At 41.9% G+C, this 14,818-nt stretch carries 15 protein-coding genes and 2 pseudogenes; 6 read left to right on the top strand and 11 right to left on the bottom strand.

Annotated elements, in window-relative coordinates; all coding sequences use genetic code 11:
- Positions 1–37: 37 nt before the first annotated feature.
- Positions 38–325, bottom strand: a complete 288-nt coding sequence (locus BLO31_RS20445) for a type II toxin-antitoxin system RelE/ParE family toxin (protein WP_070971219.1) — start codon at positions 323–325, stop codon at positions 38–40.
- The gene (locus BLO31_RS20440) at positions 322–603 is read right to left on the bottom strand and encodes a type II toxin-antitoxin system Phd/YefM family antitoxin (RefSeq protein ID WP_070971216.1); all 282 of its coding nucleotides are present in this window, start codon (positions 601–603) and stop codon (positions 322–324) included. The genes BLO31_RS20445 and BLO31_RS20440 overlap by 4 nt, the downstream gene beginning before the upstream one ends.
- A 300-nt stretch (positions 604–903) precedes the next feature.
- On the opposite strand from BLO31_RS20440, the gene BLO31_RS20435 reads away from it, so the two are divergent.
- Together BLO31_RS20435 and BLO31_RS20430 are read left to right on the top strand one after the other, a co-directional pair.
- Positions 904–1,203 carry a hypothetical protein gene (locus BLO31_RS20435; RefSeq protein WP_084659963.1) on the top strand — a complete coding sequence of 100 codons (300 nt, stop codon included), beginning with the start codon at positions 904–906 and terminating at the stop codon, positions 1,201–1,203.
- A gap of 26 nt (positions 1,204–1,229) precedes the next feature.
- Positions 1,230–1,667, top strand: a complete 438-nt coding sequence (locus BLO31_RS20430) for a hypothetical protein (protein WP_070971213.1) — start codon at positions 1,230–1,232, stop codon at positions 1,665–1,667.
- Between the two features lie 134 nt (positions 1,668–1,801).
- Here BLO31_RS20430 and BLO31_RS20425 read toward each other — a convergent pair whose 3' ends face one another.
- The 4 genes from BLO31_RS20425 to BLO31_RS20410 all read right to left on the bottom strand — a co-directional run bounded on the left by BLO31_RS20425 (position 1,802) and on the right by BLO31_RS20410 (position 4,596).
- Positions 1,802–2,359 carry a hypothetical protein gene (locus BLO31_RS20425; RefSeq protein WP_070971636.1) on the bottom strand — a complete coding sequence of 186 codons (558 nt, stop codon included), beginning with the start codon at positions 2,357–2,359 and terminating at the stop codon, positions 1,802–1,804.
- A gap of 140 nt (positions 2,360–2,499) precedes the next feature.
- The gene (locus BLO31_RS20420) at positions 2,500–3,030 is read right to left on the bottom strand and encodes a GNAT family N-acetyltransferase (RefSeq protein ID WP_070971208.1); all 531 of its coding nucleotides are present in this window, start codon (positions 3,028–3,030) and stop codon (positions 2,500–2,502) included.
- Between the two features lie 91 nt (positions 3,031–3,121).
- Positions 3,122–3,589, bottom strand: a complete 468-nt coding sequence (locus tag BLO31_RS20415) for a GNAT family N-acetyltransferase (RefSeq protein ID WP_070971205.1) — start codon at positions 3,587–3,589, stop codon at positions 3,122–3,124.
- 215 nt (positions 3,590–3,804) lie between these two features.
- Positions 3,805–4,596, bottom strand: a complete 792-nt coding sequence (locus tag BLO31_RS20410; RefSeq protein ID WP_070971201.1) for a helix-turn-helix transcriptional regulator — start codon at positions 4,594–4,596, stop codon at positions 3,805–3,807.
- Positions 4,597–4,700: 104 nt separating this feature from the next.
- Between BLO31_RS20410 and BLO31_RS24130 the strand changes: the two genes are divergently transcribed.
- Entirely contained in the window at positions 4,701–5,456 is a 756-nt protein-coding gene (locus tag BLO31_RS24130; RefSeq protein WP_217495146.1) for an MFS transporter, read from the top strand.
- Positions 5,417–6,154: an MFS transporter gene (locus tag BLO31_RS24125; RefSeq protein ID WP_217495145.1), complete on the top strand. Its 738-nt coding sequence runs from the start codon at positions 5,417–5,419 to the stop codon at positions 6,152–6,154. The genes BLO31_RS24130 and BLO31_RS24125 overlap by 40 nt, the downstream gene beginning before the upstream one ends.
- Before the next feature lie 244 nt (positions 6,155–6,398).
- On the opposite strand, the gene BLO31_RS20400 is transcribed toward BLO31_RS24125, so the two are convergent.
- The 5 genes and pseudogenes from BLO31_RS20400 to BLO31_RS20380 all read right to left on the bottom strand — a co-directional run bounded on the left by BLO31_RS20400 (position 6,399) and on the right by BLO31_RS20380 (position 13,084).
- A complete protein-coding gene (locus BLO31_RS20400) occupies positions 6,399–7,265 on the bottom strand; it encodes a polysaccharide lyase family 7 protein (RefSeq protein ID WP_217495144.1) in 867 nt (288 codons plus the stop codon).
- A gap of 107 nt (positions 7,266–7,372) precedes the next feature.
- On the bottom strand, positions 7,373–8,158 hold the full coding sequence (locus BLO31_RS20395; protein ID WP_084659962.1) for an oligogalacturonate-specific porin KdgM family protein: 786 nt from the start codon (positions 8,156–8,158) through the stop codon (positions 7,373–7,375).
- A 79-nt stretch (positions 8,159–8,237) separates the two neighbouring features.
- Positions 8,238–10,712 carry a chondroitinase-B domain-containing protein gene (locus BLO31_RS20390; protein WP_070971195.1) on the bottom strand — a complete coding sequence of 825 codons (2,475 nt, stop codon included), beginning with the start codon at positions 10,710–10,712 and terminating at the stop codon, positions 8,238–8,240.
- 364 nt (positions 10,713–11,076) lie between these two features.
- Positions 11,077–11,789, bottom strand: a pseudogene (locus BLO31_RS20385) (oligogalacturonate-specific porin KdgM family protein).
- A 62-nt stretch (positions 11,790–11,851) separates the two neighbouring features.
- Positions 11,852–13,084 (bottom strand): alginate lyase family protein, encoded by a 1,233-nt coding sequence (locus BLO31_RS20380; RefSeq protein WP_175443265.1) that lies wholly within the window; start codon positions 13,082–13,084, stop codon positions 11,852–11,854.
- Positions 13,085–13,646: 562 nt separating this feature from the next.
- Between BLO31_RS20380 and BLO31_RS25320 the strand changes: the two are divergent.
- Both BLO31_RS25320 and BLO31_RS25315 read left to right on the top strand, forming a co-directional pair.
- Positions 13,647–13,994 (top strand): annotated as a pseudogene (locus BLO31_RS25320) (iron-containing alcohol dehydrogenase); the annotation flags it as partial.
- Positions 13,995–14,027: 33 nt separating this feature from the next.
- Positions 14,028–14,699 carry a dehydroquinate synthase/iron-containing alcohol dehydrogenase family protein gene (locus BLO31_RS25315; protein ID WP_483855407.1) on the top strand — a complete coding sequence of 224 codons (672 nt, stop codon included), beginning with the start codon at positions 14,028–14,030 and terminating at the stop codon, positions 14,697–14,699.
- Positions 14,700–14,818: the final 119 nt, after the last annotated feature.

Raw genomic sequence — 14,818 nt, 5'->3', positions numbered from 1 at the left:
ATGAACCCATTTTTGAACTTTCTGTCATAGCACACTGTTACACGTCATCTGCCGAAAGTATTTGACGACAATTGCGAACGGTTAGCACACGTATTTCATGACTTATGCTGTAGATGATTCGATAGTTGCCAAAGATGATTTCACGATAGCTCATATTAGGTATTTCGGGAACAAAGCGCCCCATTTCGGGCATACTTCCAAGTAGTTTAGTTATATCAAAAACCTCATTTACCCATTTTTCTGCCGCAGATGGATTATCCAAAGAAATGAACTCCGCTAAGTCACCTAACTTCTGAAGTGCTAATGGAGACCAAACTACCTTCATTTTTTAATGCGCCCCAGTACTTGAGTACGCGCATCATCGTTGGAAACACCTTGGCCTGACGCTAATTGAGTTTCAGCCGTGTGCAACTCTTCCAGTAATTCTATTTTTTCTTGCATTGCTTCATACTCAGCAACATCGAGAACTACGGCGACGCCTTTACCACGTTGCGTAATTACCAAAGGACGGCGAGTCTCATTGATTTGCTTGATATAAGAAGCAACACCCGCACGAAACTCAGACAACGGCTGAATGTCTTTATCGAGATGAATACGACCCATACTTAACTCCAAACTGTACAAAAAATCGTACAAATTATAGTTAAACTAATTGTTGTGAGCAAGAAATTGATACTGCGTTTAAAACAACGGTCGCTTTTTTTTGATTTTTGTTTTTGTCCGTTTGTACAGCAATCTCTACCTTTTAGTGCCCGCCATTTGACCTTGATATGCTTGATAGGAAGCAACGCCATCATCCGCCAATCCAATCAACTTGCTAAAAATATGGCATCGATCACCATTTTATATGCAATTGGTATACTATGCTTCTCTTGGTTTAATATTCTAACCAAGGACGAAATTATGACAAATACAACTAATTCATGTGGCGGTTACCAGCCTCTTATTCTAGCTAAAGATTTTGACGACCAAATAATAAGTGCTTTCGAAGTAGTTAACACTTTGGTTGGCGTGGATTATCAACCACTAGCAGTGCAATACCAAGTCGTTGCTGGTATGAATTACACATTTTTCTGTAGAGCTTCCGTAGTTATCCCTGAAGATAACGCATACCTAGCAAAAGTATCCGTATTTGCATCCTTGCCGGATAAAGAAGGCAACATAACCTACGTAATTAGAGACATTGTAACTATTAATCCATAACTTATATTCGAAATAGAGGACATATCATGAACAATGAAAAAAACATGATAGATGCTGCCAAAAACATGGGATTACACACTGAGTTTGAAGGACTAGTAAAAAAAGAAGGTCGCCTTAATACTCAATTGGCTTCGAACCCAGAGGACGTTGTAGGGTTTGACTATATTGTTCAGTGGGAAGGTAACTGTTATGAATTTTACAGCGCAAACCCTCCTTTAATCGGTTGTACTCAAGCCAAACCTATTCCCTACCCACTAGGGGTTGCAGTGTTTAATGAGTACAATGTTGACTATAAAAGAGCAATCGAACTTTTCCACACTGGTGATTGGGGCGGACGTTTCACCGCAATAGCTCTCTTCAAACCTCTTCACCCTGAAATTAAAGAGCCTTATTGGTATTTCATCTCGGACCTTGGCGTGAAAGTTGTTATTGGAGCAAACACCGGAGATTTTGTTAACTTATAAATACAGCTATGTGATGGCCAAGCAAAATGGCCATCACATTCAATTGCGAAAACAATAAAATGTGTCGCAGAAAGCCCACAAGCTCATATAACCTGTTTGAAGATAGTCGCTTTATTATAGAGTTTTCATATCAGTCAAAACTGCCCCACAAGCTTTTTTAAATGATTTTTTGCCAACTCATGATTACCTCGACTTATCCACTTAATACAATCAAATAGCTCCCAAGTTAGACCTTCATCACCATAGGTATATGCTGGAAAATTCTCGTGCTTTGGTGCGGGTTCATCAGTTAACCTTTGCTCTACAACACCATTTTTATCAAATAAAACTTTGAAAGGCTTTGAGATACCGAAAGATTCACTTAAATCCAAAAAATGGATTTCAGCGCTAGTTAGATCATTAAAAATGTATTTCTTAAAGTAAGCATTATCGCTGTGAAAACCATTGAGTTGATAAAATATCTCTTTACCATATTCAAAAGCTGAAAAACATTTTTCCGCTGACTTATGAAAGCCATTCTTGGTAAAGACAATAATGTCAGCGTCAGAAACACGGTCACCACCGCCAGCCGCCAATGAGCCTAACAAAACAGCCGCGACAACATCTTCTTCAGTAACAAAAGCGGCACACGCTGATCTGACTAATTTACTTTGGAGTGGTAGATGCTCCAAATCTAGCTCTTTTGAATTCAAAATCACCTCCGTTTGATTAACGCTACATTCCAGTGTAAGCGACGCGACTTCTATACCTAAATCAACCGATATCATGTAGCTGAGTGTCCATACGCACTAAAGCGCACTCACCTCAAAAAATTTACCGTTCAGCCTAGTCGCTAGCTTTGCTCTTCCCACTCAGAGCGCAGGATTCCATATTTAACAGAATCGTAGTATTCGCCTTGGTAGAAACGAACCTTTCTCAACCTTGCTTCTTGCTGAAAACCTAACTTCATAGCCAAAGACATCATTCGAGGGTTACCAGACCACGTTGTTAAACCAACCCGTTCGATTTCCCTGTTTTTAAACAAGAATGATACCCATAAACGCAAAGCTGCCGATGCGATACCCTTCCCCCAATACTGTTCGTCGTAAATCACTATGCCTGCTTCGAGCCAACGAGTTTCTTCGCATTCCCAATAGCAACTCACAGTACCAACGGGAATATCGTTAACAGTCACCAACTGTAGGTCATTGCCAAGCAACAAACGTTGAAATGAACAACGCTTAAACTGTTCTAACGAAGGGTGAGCGTAGGGAAAATAAGGGCCATTGAATTTCGTCCATTCATCATGTGAAGTAACTAACTCGTGGAGAAGATCCAGTTCGTTTTCCTTGGCGTGTCTTATATCTATTTTAGTGTTTTCCACGCTGCCTCCTTACGTTAAGCATTACCCCAACGTCCGTTTAAGTCGTAAGTGGCACTACTATGTGGCTCTAATAACATCTTGTAAAGCCGTGTTATATCGTTTTTGCCCGAACCATCTGTGGGAATCCACTTTCGTGTATTTCATACTCTCGAAAACCAAACTTTTCGTACAACTTTCTTGCTGCGACATTTTGAGGGTGTACACCAAGCCTTAGACCTGTGGCAGAGTGTTCAATAAGGTGCTGCATAAGTGCCGAAGCCACCCCCGTACCGCGATACTCTGAAAATACCGCAATTGCGATTTCTGGGTAGTCCGAGTATTTTTTTGTTAGGCTAGATTTAAAGCGCGACTGAATTAAACCCATAGGTTTGTTATCTGGTGAAAATGCAATAAACCCAACATCTCCTTCCCTGCCCCAATCTTCGTAGAACTCCTTAACACGCGGAGCTTCTAATACTTCAGGCTTGTGATCTGGCTCGTTGTCTGGCGTCCAAAGTGCAATTAATAAAAACTGTTTCTGTAACTCTACATCCGATTCTTTAACTACTTGAAATCGCATAACATCCCTTTACTTAACGTTTAATTAAGGTGCAAAACTTTGCACCGTTACTTTTACCTAAAAGTCAGTGCCGTTTTCGCCCGCTTTGATCTCACTCACTAATCGATTTGGCTAGTTTCCTATCAACAATATCTGCTGCTTAGATGTAACGCTTTGCTCTGTATTCGCCTTAGTCCCCCCCGCAGATAGCCAAAGGTAACTTCAAGGGTTCTTGTTTAATTCTCTTCACTTTTTGCATACACAACCAAACGCAAATGGCGATCTGCATCAATGGTTAATGAAGTGTGTTCAAAGGTGAAGATTTCGCCATCTAAGGTAAATTCCCTACGACCGTTACAGGGTTCATGTACATCGTGTTCTCTCCAAAACTGCTGAAACTCTGGAGACACTTTTTTCATTTCATCCACCAACGCCTTGATATCAGTTTCTTGACTCGCATTGGCATAGTCACGACGAAAACTTGATAGTATGCGTGGTGCTTCCTCTTCCCATTGAGAATAAAGCTGCCGCATAACCGGATCGGTAAACAGCATCCATAAAAGATTACGCCTTTCGGGAGGGTGTTGATCGAAACAAAAAAGTTGGTTCGCAGCATCGTTGTATGCCAGCACATCCCAGCGTAAGTTGAGTACATAGGCGGGATGTTGAGCAAGATCGTCCATGAGCCGACGAATCAAAGCAGGCACTATACACCAAGTTTTTCCAGGATCAATCGGTGGACGTTGATGAGCCAACAAAAAAAGATGACGTCGCTCAGAGGCATCGAGTTTCAAAACTCTAGAAATGTTGTCTAAAAAGGTCGTAGACACTCCAATTTCACGGCCTTGTTCTAGCCATGTATACCAAGTTAACCCTACACCGGCCAAAGCTGCCACTTCCTCTCGGCGTAGCCCTGGAGTACGCCTTCTACCACCGCTAGGTAGCCCTACATCATTAGGGGAAAGACGTTCACGACGAGAACGTAAAAAAGTAGCCAGCTCCTCGCGAGTTCGTTTCATGGTTCGCATGTTTATCCTCATTAACGCTGTTACATTTAGTAATAGTATAAAGTGTTAAATTGTAACGGTCTAACAAAGCTATAGAATCGTTTTTTTATCTTTAGAGACGCGTTATGAATTCACCATTTCATCTTGTTACCAACTGCAGTACTCCCACTCCTACGCGGCCGTGGCTCGGTTTATATGTATTGCTGACAGCAGGTTTCGTTACTATTTTTGATCTTTTTGTAGTCAACGTTGCTATCCCGAGTATGCAGGCTGGATTGAATGCCAGCTTTTCACAGATAGGCTTTATTATCGCCGGTTATGAACTCGCGTTTGGCGTATTACTAATCACTGGCGGACGATTGGGCGATATGTTTGGCCGACGCCGGTTGTTTATCGTCGGCATGATCGGGTTTACTCTCGCTTCGGCTTTTTGTGCGTTGGCCTTAAATGCCAATGTTCTGATTGGGGCGAGAATATTGCAGGGGCTCGCAGCCGCCCTCTTATTCCCTCAAGTTTACGCTTCGATTCGGGTTAATTTCACTGGCGATGATAGCCGAAAAGCGTTTGGCTTATTGGGTATGACACTTGGTCTTTCGGCAATAGCTGCTCAAGTATTAGGAGGATGGATTGTACATGGCGATTTCTTTGGTCTAAGTTGGCGAAGTCTTTTTTTAATAAACATCCCTATCGGACTTTTCGCTATTTTTAGTGCCCGTTTGATTCCTGAATCTAAAGCCGAACAGCGACCTACACTCGATTGGACAGGGGTGTTTTTAATCACTCTTGGTTTATCTCTACTACTACTGCCTTTACTAAAAGGGCCTGAAGACGGATGGCCTTTATGGACCTATTGGCTATGGTCGGGGCTGTCGTTTTACTAATACTATTTTACCAACAACAAGAACGCAGCAGGCTCTCTGGCAAGCTACCACTGGTAGACATGGCGCTTTTATCTGAAAAGCGTTTCGCTATAGGAGCGATTTTGGTGTTTCTTGTTTATTCCACATCGAGCTCATTTTTCTTAAGCTTTGCTTTATTGATACAAACAGGTATGCAGATAAATCCCTTTGTAGCGGGGAGTATTTTTGCTCCCTGTAGCATTGGGTTTGTCGTGGCATCCTTAGTTACCCCAAAATTCATTGCTCGGTGGGGAGAAAAGGTGATTGTAATTGGAGCCTTTATCTACGCTTTATCAATTGGCCTATTGATCTTACAAGTCTATGAGTCAGGTGCTGAGCTAATCGCGGTACTATTAATTCCCTTGTTATCATTTATCGGTTTTGGACAAGGTACCATCATGACTCCCCTACTCAATTTGGTATTGGGTTTTGTCGATAAAAAACAAGCAGGGATGGCTTCAGGTGTAGTGTCGACTGTCCAACAGGTTGGAGCAGCGTTTGGCGTGGCTGTTATCGGTATTTTGTTTAGCACAGCATTGAGTAACGGTGGTGAGTCTGTAGATTTGGCGATTCAGTACTCTTGTGCCTTTGTAGTCGGAATGCTCTACAACTTCTTCGCATCCATTATTGTCTGTTTTCTGCTGTTTAAGTTGGTGTCGAAACGCAAAGATATTGTCTAAAGTCGCAACAAGAAAAAAGAAGAGTCAGCACAAAATCAGTACACGTATCGACAGAGCCAAAACAGACCTATTTTGGCTCTTGTTTATCTACGATTTCTTCTGTTGCACGACCTAATTCTTCTATATGCTTGCACTAAATCTAAATGGCAATAAGTATGCAAAGGGTGGATTTAATTGGTAATGGATAAGTTCGATTAAAATAACTACCCAACTTATCCCTTTATTTTGGAAGCTTGTCGCCAAGCTAATGAAACTCTCGTGCTCCATACTCTAGTGTATGAAAGTGAACTTCGCTTTGGCCGTTTTCAAACTGGTTGTAAACACCCGCTTTGAAATAACTCAAAAGGTGCTTCCAATAAGAAATGTCATGATTGACTTTCGTCGTCCCATTCACCTTTATGATCAAAGTTTGGTCACCCACTAAAACATCAAATCGCACTGGAACTCCAGAGCTTGCTGGTCCTAGAGCCACCCGTTTGTACGCCTTTTTACATACTGGCAGTTCTCGGTTCCCGCTGTCACTTCCGCAGTTAACCGCGTTGTTTTTGATAACTGCCCAATAATGGTTTTGCACGCCTCGTCGCTCGGCCTCCCAAACAACGCGTACCAGAGGATGAGGTATATAACCCACTCCGTGTAAGCCATCATCAAATGTTCCTTTATTGTGGACTTGAAGAAGCGTCATTTCATCGCGGTTGTGAGGGCTTTTTTCTATCGACTTCATCGGGTTTATAAGCATCAAATTAGCGCTTAATCGATAATACTCCGGAGTGTCAGATTTAAAATTTTCTAGTACTCTAAGTTCGTTTCTGAGCTTGTAACCCTCCATCTTGAACACAAACGAACTTGAACCTTTATCGACATAAAAATAGTCATTCACAATCCCAGAAAAGTCACTATCTAACGCTAACTCATATTTAGATCCCGCCTGCGAATTTGGTTTAGAAATCTGTAATTTTGATGCGTTAAGTATGGAATGGAACTTAGCGTATTTTGCTGGTTCCACCCTCTCGCCCGTCGCTGGCTCTATTGCCACTTGGTTGTAACTTGGATCTGCGCATCCGAACAGAGACAATAAAACTGACATGCTAACGATTACAGTAAACTTCATTGATCCTCCTTAAAGGGTTTCACACGTTAAGTTTTTTAGCTGCTTAACATTGATGTTTTACTATTTAGTAAGGGCTACATTGAGTTCAAATAGCCCTTCTAGCTAAGTTAGAAACGGTACTTGTACCCAAACTCAATCGCATTATCTCGATTACCATGCCAATCGTATCCGTTTGGATTACTACTAGCCCCCGATAACACACTGTCTTTGAGGAGCTTTTGCTTCAGTTTGAACTTGCCATAGAAAGCGTGTGCGCGGGCATTGGGCAAACGGTACTCGGCGCTTAATTCGTTTTCTATCGCCGATGTTTTGTTGTTGTCAAACACATTGCCTTCATAATCTGATAGTTTACGTAGGTAGACAAAATCCCAAACAAACGTCCATTCGTCCCAACGATAGGTTAACCAATGGTCAATCCTCAGCTCTTGGTTGTACTGATCAGACCCCCTATATTCACCACTTTTCATCTTTTTGATGTTTCGAGAGATACGGGCTCTTATCTTCGATTGCAAGTTTGGGGTATATCGATATCCAGCATAGACACCATATCGAACGCTCTTTGTTTCCGCTTTTAGCTGGTAATCAAAAACTCCCCCAGCTTGCCATTCTCGGTTTTCTCCCCAGCGGTATTGATAGTCCGATTTGAAGGTCATCTCATATTGATCTGGTGCGAAGCCTGCGTCTCGATCCAGTTCCTTTTCTGACCTATCAATTTGCCAAGCGTTTTCAAAGCCAAACTGAAGGCCATTATCTAATCGATGGCTAAGTTCCAACTTTGGTCTGTCAGTCCGTCCATCAAGCAGCTTGTGTTCCCATTTCAACGTCATTGTAGCTGCAACCGCCTGACTAGAATGAAAAATGAGAAAAATCGCCATTACAAAATACTTATTCATAGTCGTACCCAAAGTAAATCTGTTTGAACACAACCATCCACCAACTTATTACCATGGAGGATGGCGCTTTGTTGGTGAGTTATTGATTTGTAGCATTTAATCCCACGTCTGATACGGTTAGCAGGATCAAACCTGAGGCACCCTTGCCTTCAACGTTACCACCCACTGTTGGCATGTAGAGGCCATCGCTGTTAGGTTCAACCTCTGCGCCGTTATCGCCTAACAGTGTTGCTCCTGTTCCGACCAAAGCGTCTAGAGTGCCGTTTGAACTTAGCGTTGATACTCCATAAGATTCACCTGTCCATGTAGACGCGCTATTTAGTCCACAGTCATCGCGATAAGCGTTTTGCCCGCTTAGTTGAACGTTAGCAATTAGGTTGTTTTCAAAATGGACTATCGATTCCTCACTACCTGCAATACATTCGCCTGTTTTAGCGATAAGAAACGATTGCTTTGAATCTACAATCGTATTGTTTCTCACCAAAGCCGCCGACCGCTCCGTAAAATCATCGGTGCTCTCTAGCCCTGCTTCCCAAATCGCAATCGCACCCGCTTCGTTGCCCGTGGCTGAAAAAGTGACTTTTTCGAAGTAATTGTTTTCAATTACATCTCCTTTACCGATAAACCTTAATTGCGATTCGTATTTTCCGTTGTGGGTTGAAGTGGCTCCATTGGCGACTACCAAGTTATTGGTAAACTGGTTGTTTTCGCCTCCTCCAAATGATATCCAACCATAGGAGTTTTTAATGGTATTACTATGTATAATATTCTCTGAAGAACGTACTCTAATTAACCTTCTCGGTGCATAGTTACTCTCAAATAGATTATTTTCGATCTGAGTTTTTGTTGCGTATTCTTGTTTGGTCGATGAGGTTCCAACTTGGATAGCAAATATATCAAAAGCTCCAGTTTCAGAACTTGGCTGAATCGTACTATCTGATAACGATGCTATATAGTTTACGCCATCATTGAGGTTGTAGAATAAGTTGTACATTATTCTTGTATCAGTGTGAGAGGAACTATCGTTTCTTATATTTACAAAAGTACCTAGCTCTTGTGCGGGTTTATTTAAAAACTCACTAGCAATAATATCGGCAGAGCCTCTAACAATAATATGGTGATACGGAGCAACAATTGCACTTCGACTACTATCGTCAATAACCACTTTATTTAAAACAATTCCTGTGGGCTTTATATCTCCGGGACTGTTTCCACTACCATCTTGTGTACTAGTACCGGACCCAATGTTAATAAGCGAAGTATCTTTAGTAGGGTCGCCAGAATCTAAGCAGGTACCTTGGACGTTATTGAAAGCTATGTTTTGGATCTCTATGTTATTCGTCGCAATAAGAATGCAGGATTGACCACCTTCGACTATCGCTTGGGTAAACAAACCATCTGCTTCTGTCGCACCGACAAACTTAACGCTTTCAGTTAAAACCAGACTGCCGAAGTCATCACCACTAAAGTGACCATCAAGCCCTATAACATCACCACTGATTGCAGTATCGACGACACTTTGCAGAGTAACTGAAGTTGCGTACTTATTTGGAGTTGGAAATGTAGGTATTAATTGATCATTAGGAGGGGATACTAAAGAGTCGTTAAAAGCAAAAGTATTTCCATTAAGGCTAATGTCATCGCTCGCTCCATCAACAATCGCAGCAGATTCAAAAGTGATGGCGTCTTGACCTTCTGTTGTGAGATCTTTTGCAAAATTTTCGAACGTGTTGTTTGAGACCAAAACGTTACATTGTTTACCATCAAACTGGCCGGCAACAACTCCATTTACGCTGTCTGATGGCGAGATAAGTGAGAACACATTTCCATCTATAGTCGGTTTTGATTCTCTGTTACTACCACCGTTAATTCTATTACTGCCACAGTTCAAATAAACGATGCTATTCGCGGCATTAGTCACCTGTTTATTAAAGAAGCGACTATCACTGATATGAACTAAGCCTCTAGAATATACCCATGCTGTTGGTAAGGAGGTGGGTTCATTAAAGTTCACGCCGTCAAAAACCAGATTATCCAGATATACAGGAGTGTCCCCGTCACCAACTTTACCAATATTGATTATCGAACGTGAGTTGCTGGTTGAACCACATGTATCTATTTCAACCTGTTCAAACCTTAGGTTGGTTATTCTAATGTTTGCCGTACCGTCTACGCTGTCTGGTATGTCGATACAAACGCTGCCCGATAGTACCGCTTGATTTTCACCATAACTACTGACTGTGCCTTCTTTGTTTGATGACGTCAAAACGACACTTTTACTAATCACAACCGCGCCATTTAAAGGAGAATCAAGTTGAAACTCGTTGTAATTTAAACCAATCACATCACCGTCTTTCGCTTGTTCGATCAACGTGTTTAGCTCACTTAGAGACGAAGCTACATGGTCGGCAACCGTCGAAACGACTGGCTCATCGCTACTTTGCTGCTGATCGGTGTTAATATTCGATATTGGGGGTTCATCATATAGGTCTCGACAACCTGTAACGAATAAGACGACAAGGGATAGTACAATTGGTAGCGTTAGACTTTTCATAATATGTCCTTAGTTTTGTCACCGTTACACTTAAAAGCTCTGATGTACAAAACACTGAATACTTAGAATTTATCCATTGCTCTCCCTATGTTATGCAGCAATACCCATCAAACACGCATCGTTTAATAAACCCATTAAACATATTTCACATGTCATTTTTGACTATTACAGTTGTCAACAAATATATTTATCGACAACTCCCCCAATTTTAAATTTTCACTACATATCAATTTTTCAGCATTATATTTATTGGTTCCATCAAACAATTATGATTAATGGTTAAAGCGGTAAAGTGTCATTTGGCCAAGGCCGACACTGAAAAAAAAGTCAAACTTGTGTCGAGCCAAGGCAAATAGCTCATTTTTTAAAAACTATAAGTAATACCGATTCGACTTCTTAACTGGCGGGTATCATCATCACACGAAGAACTTGTACACTGAACATTACCCAGTTCAATGTATGGTCGCCATTTCCAGCCGGACTCCTTGTAACCTATCTTGAGGTTGTAGTCCCACTCATATTTACCGTTGTTACCCATTTTCCAATCCTTACTAATTACGTCTTGTGCGTAATTGGCTTCAAAGCCAAATTGCCAATTATCCCAGTTGTAATCGAGGTTACCGGTAATTTTACTGCGATTAACAGAATCGTGTTTTTCCCCATCTCTCCCTGTTGTGTAGAGCCATCTGCGTAATTTCTGAATTCGTGGCGATACCGAAGTTTGGTCACTAGACCACTGTCAAACTTGTATTGCACCCGTACTTGTGGTTTGTAAGTGACTGACGTACTGCCGAATGTTATTGGCATCGCGGTTTGAATTCGCCACTTGTCGGCTGGATACCAGTTGTATCCATATTCAAACTCATTGTCGGCCCTTTTTAACTCTCCAAGGTGCCCACTGTGTTTCGCTTCAACGCCAAAGTAGTGATTTTCAAAACTACCACCGATTTTTACTCTTCCGGCAAAATCTTCCTGTCCGTGTTTATACTCTTCCCTAAAATCTAACGAGGCAGCGGAAAGCCCACCAGCAAATAGAGTCGTCGCCAAAGCTAAAGAAATTCTGTTTTTTACTTTCATTTAAATTTCCACTATCAGATTGTTAATTAAGAAGAGAGATATGTGGGCTCTCTCTGGGGGTTCTATTTTTGTTGCGCATACAGCAGTTCTACATCGCGTTGTGCCCAAACCTCTGCAAGATTTTTCTCTACAGTAAATGGACTAAAATCCGTTTGGGTGGCCAGCGCTACCCATTCCGGTTTATTCAGCGCAAGTCCTGCTTTCAAATAGATTGGAGTCATACGCTCTACCCTTCTGCGCTTATCCTTTGCGGTATACGGCCAATCGGCATTCGGATCGTGGTAGTCCGCCATAAGCTGTATGCCCTTTTCCAACGAACCGCCTTTGTCGTTTTCATATCTCCACAAGTCCATTGCTAATTTGTCACCAATAACGGCGATACCCACCAATGGATCAAGGCTAAAGTAGTGATAGTGATAAGCGCGAGTACGGGATATTTCATGTGGCTGGGAACCATCACCTTCAAACTGCTCATCAACGCGCGTTTTCGCTTTTTGTACCATCTGTTTTGCCAATGGCTCATTTCCCAGAAAATATGAAATGCTTGCGATTTGCAGGTCGTACCATGTTCCGTGATTGTTCTTGGCTGCCGTTTCTCCCTTTGGACCACCAGACAGGTCATCGATAATGAGCCAATCTAAATATTCCGAATACCATTGGTTTATCTGGTTTTCGTCGTTTTCAGTCCAATTTGAAGAGCGGGATAATATGGCGAAGGAGTCGAGAAGACGATCAGCGAGCGTGCGTGTGTCAATGATTCCACCTCGCCTTCCTTCAGCACGCCCCGGAACACCTTGCCCATAATTAACATTGGGGTTCATTTTAGTTTCGCTGTTCACAAACCAGGTACGAAGGTATTCAATCGCGCGTAATGCATATTTTTCGTCTTCACTAAAATAGTATGCCAGCGCTAATGCTCTTACCGATCGCGTAAAGTGACCGATTCTTCTCGAATCTGTTTCGTTGGTTTTTGATGCGGGGTTGGTCTTACCATCATGGCGAATCCATGGTAGGCCATCTTCTTTGCTTTCATCAGGCCACCAATACGGGCTTATGCTCATATAGTCATTTTTACTCCCACTTGGCGGCAGCATACCTTTGTCTGTCACGCTAAATGGGCCGTCCACCATTGCAAGCTCAGCCTCTTCAATCAATCGTTTATAGGCTAATTTCATTGAATCCGTTGCTTGGTTTGAGTGCAACTCGTTTCGATTTTTCCTAAGTGTATCTTCAGCTAAAAACACAAACTCAGCCGACAATCCTGGTGACGCTATCACCCCCATGATCAAGGCCATAGCTATGTTTAATGCATTTTTCGTTTTCACAATCACACCTCATAATGAGTTATTATACTACATATAACGTATGAAATTTCAGACGAAAAATCTGTGAATTTGATTCAACTGTATAAATATTAGCCTTTAACCCTCAAGCTCTATGATTTTGCAAAAACCACCTCAAGCCCACAAAACAAAAGGGATTTAATTAAAAATCACTATACTGAGCCATTATGGAGTTTTGTGCACTATTTCACTTTTTTCTAACCAGGTTACTTTACTTATTTGTAATACAATATAGTATATAATTTAATTTCATCGGTTTGGAACCGAACGTTTCTTTCACTCGTCAGGCGTAACATTAGTCTGATATGGCATTCAGTGAACACAAGCAGTAAGCAGGGAAAAGTAGATTTCATTGGTGCAATAATATTAGGAGTTATCAAATGCAAGATTTTGCATGGAATTTCCCAACTAAGCTCGTCTATGGTCCCGGTAAGTTAACCGAGGTTGGCTCAGTAGCAAAGACTCTGGGGAAAAAGCTTTTTTAGCTACTTATGAAGCCAATGAAACCTTCGCTCCCATCATTGATAAGGTGGTTACTTCCCTAAATGCTGAAGGCATCGAGGTTGTTACGTTTACTGAAATCGAGCCTAATCCAAGAGCCCACACAATTGACAAAGCGATAGAGTTATTCAATCAAAATGAATGCGATCTTGTTGTTGCATTAGGTGGCGGCAGTGTTATCGATGGCTCTAAATACATTGCTGCCACCTCGTACAGTGGCGGTAGCTGTTGGGATTATGTTGTATTAGGCGACCGTACTCCAAGAGAATACACTGGCGCGTTCCCGATTATTTCAATCCCAACCGTTGCGGCTTCTGGTTCAGAATGTAATGCGGGTGGAGTTTTAACAAACTGGGAAACGAAAGAGAAAAGTTTTAGCCGCTCCGAGTATCGAATTCCAAAAGTCGCGATTCTTGATCCTGAACTACATGCTAGCCTTCCGGACTTTATCACTGCCGAAAGCTGCGTGGATATCTTTTCGCATCTTATAGAACACTATCTCTCTAGCGACGCTGATTCACCTTTCGCTGACCGCATGACGGAAGGCATGATTCTCAACCTTATTGATAACTTCGATAAAGTTATTGCTGACCCTAATGACCTCGATGTTCGTGGTCAGTTGGCTTTGTGCTCCATCTTTGGCTGGTCAGGTTTTCAGGCGCTGGGTCGTTTGGGCTCAATCCCGATGCACTCAATTGAGATGCCGTTAAGTGCGCACTATGACATGCGACATGCTCGTGGTATGGCTGTCGTTATTCCACCGTATCTTGAGTTTTTCTCTGACGTTAGACCAGATCGCTGGGCGCAACTGGCAAGAAGATGTTTCGGCGTAGTCGAAGAAAATGATCTCAAAGCGGCTAAGTTGCTTTCAGTAAAAGTCAAAGAATGGTTACAACGTACTGGAATGGCGATTACTTTGTCTGACGACGGTATAGGTGACGACAAGTTCGAAGAGATGGCTGAAGACGTTATTCGCATGTTTGCCATCCCCGGTACTGAAACCATCGCTGGCGTAAAACCTATTAACAAACAAGAAATTATCGAAGTGTTTAAGCTTGCAAAATAGCTTTGATAGTTCGTTGCTCCTATAACAATAACGACTAAGCCTAGCTTAGAAGATAGAACAACCTTTTTGCGCATCAATGTCCAGGCTCATTGATGCGCCTTTTTAATTGTAATACATAT

This window comes from Vibrio sonorensis, from assembly GCF_001854765.1.
Classification (GTDB): domain Bacteria; phylum Pseudomonadota; class Gammaproteobacteria; order Enterobacterales; family Vibrionaceae; genus Vibrio; species Vibrio sonorensis.
This window is presented reverse-complemented; position numbering and strand designations above follow the sequence as displayed.

Bases quoted from the DNA above. Each gene is read 5' to 3' on its own strand.
- BLO31_RS20445 (WP_070971219.1), bottom strand. From the start codon at position 325: ATGAAGGTAGTTTGGTCTCCATTAGCACTTCAGAAGTTAGGTGACTTA.
- BLO31_RS20440 (WP_070971216.1), bottom strand. From the start codon at position 603: ATGGGTCGTATTCATCTCGATAAAGACATTCAGCCGTTGTCTGAGTTT.
- BLO31_RS20435 (WP_084659963.1), top strand. From the start codon at position 904: ATGACAAATACAACTAATTCATGTGGCGGTTACCAGCCTCTTATTCTA.
- BLO31_RS20430 (WP_070971213.1), top strand. From the start codon at position 1,230: ATGAACAATGAAAAAAACATGATAGATGCTGCCAAAAACATGGGATTA.
- BLO31_RS20415 (WP_070971205.1), bottom strand. From the start codon at position 3,589: ATGCGATTTCAAGTAGTTAAAGAATCGGATGTAGAGTTACAGAAACAG.
- BLO31_RS20410 (WP_070971201.1), bottom strand. From the start codon at position 4,596: ATGCGAACCATGAAACGAACTCGCGAGGAGCTGGCTACTTTTTTACGT.
- BLO31_RS24130 (WP_217495146.1), top strand. From the start codon at position 4,701: ATGAATTCACCATTTCATCTTGTTACCAACTGCAGTACTCCCACTCCT.
- BLO31_RS24125 (WP_217495145.1), top strand. From the start codon at position 5,417: ATGGACCTATTGGCTATGGTCGGGGCTGTCGTTTTACTAATACTATTT.
- BLO31_RS20400 (WP_217495144.1), bottom strand. From the start codon at position 7,265: ATGAAGTTTACTGTAATCGTTAGCATGTCAGTTTTATTGTCTCTGTTC.
- BLO31_RS20395 (WP_084659962.1), bottom strand. From the start codon at position 8,158: ATGAATAAGTATTTTGTAATGGCGATTTTTCTCATTTTTCATTCTAGT.
- BLO31_RS20390 (WP_070971195.1), bottom strand. From the start codon at position 10,712: ATGAAAAGTCTAACGCTACCAATTGTACTATCCCTTGTCGTCTTATTC.
- BLO31_RS20380 (WP_175443265.1), bottom strand. From the start codon at position 13,084: ATGGCCTTGATCATGGGGGTGATAGCGTCACCAGGATTGTCGGCTGAG.